Annotated in this window: 2 protein-coding genes; both read left to right on the forward strand. The window is 33.2% G+C overall.

Features of this window, described 5'->3' with window-relative positions; genetic code table 11:
- Nucleotides 1-332 (forward strand): hypothetical protein (locus BBROOKSOX_RS11690; RefSeq protein ID WP_180324059.1); only part of this gene is annotated, 332 nt, incomplete at its 5' end.
- Between the two features lie 124 nt (nt 333-456).
- Nucleotides 457-983 (forward strand): hypothetical protein (locus BBROOKSOX_RS11695; protein WP_180324060.1); only part of this gene is annotated, 527 nt, incomplete at its 3' end.

Genomic DNA, 983 nt, shown 5'->3' on the forward strand with positions numbered 1-983 from the left:
GAAAAATAAATGAACTTGGAGAATATGATAACTTTTATAATTTGTATAATTTAATTTTTGAAGATTATGATACGATATCTGAGTGTTTGACTGACCCTCAAATCATAATGTCATGGGAAATACTTATTCAACTAGAAGCACAAATATCTAAAAAAAATAAAACCAAAGAAAGGTTACTAAATTTAAAAGAAATAAGCGTAAAACGCATACGAAGAAGATTTAGAGATGCTATTTATGATGAACTTAGTTATTTAAAAGACATAAAAACAGGAAAAGTAAAATATATAGATGACTATTCGGAAAAATGGGAAAAGTCTTGGAAGTTGAAATAATTAGCAAATAATCAGGGTCAGTGTGTGGTTTTTTAACAAACCACTCTATCAAAATCCAACTAAAATAAGACCCTGCAAATCAGATTGTGTTAATCTCTAAAAAAACCAATCTAAAATAACATCGATGCTCACCCTTAAAAAACCTTTCGCTCTATTTTTAATACTAAGCTATTTGAACGCCTTTGTATTAGGTGGCGTGGGTAATGTGTATGCCGCTAACCAAGAAGTTAACACTGCAAAATCTCTACAAACTTTTGTTAATGCCACTGCCAACAGAGTTTTAAATATCTCATCTGTCCAAGACTCCAAGTCCGTACAAATGAAGTCCAGCCCTAGCAGTGGCAATATCCAAATAGCCGACATCGACCAAAACAATTCCAAGTCCAATTCCAATTCCAATTCTAAATCCAATTCTAAATCCAATTCTAAATCCAAATCCAACACCAAACTCCTCAACAGAGACATCAAAGACACAGAAGTAAACATCTACAACATAGCCTCTCACAAAGGCTTAAAAGGCGAAATAGACACAAGACTGCTAACCAAAAACGGCAGAATACAAATCGCCAAAGATATTAAAAAATCAGGCATGATAACCTCTGCCATCCAGCAAATAGTCAATACCGATAGAACAGAACTCAAAAACTTCTA

Source organism: bacterium endosymbiont of Bathymodiolus sp. 5 South (assembly GCF_900128535.1).
Lineage (GTDB): Bacteria > Pseudomonadota > Gammaproteobacteria > PS1 > Pseudothioglobaceae > Thiodubiliella.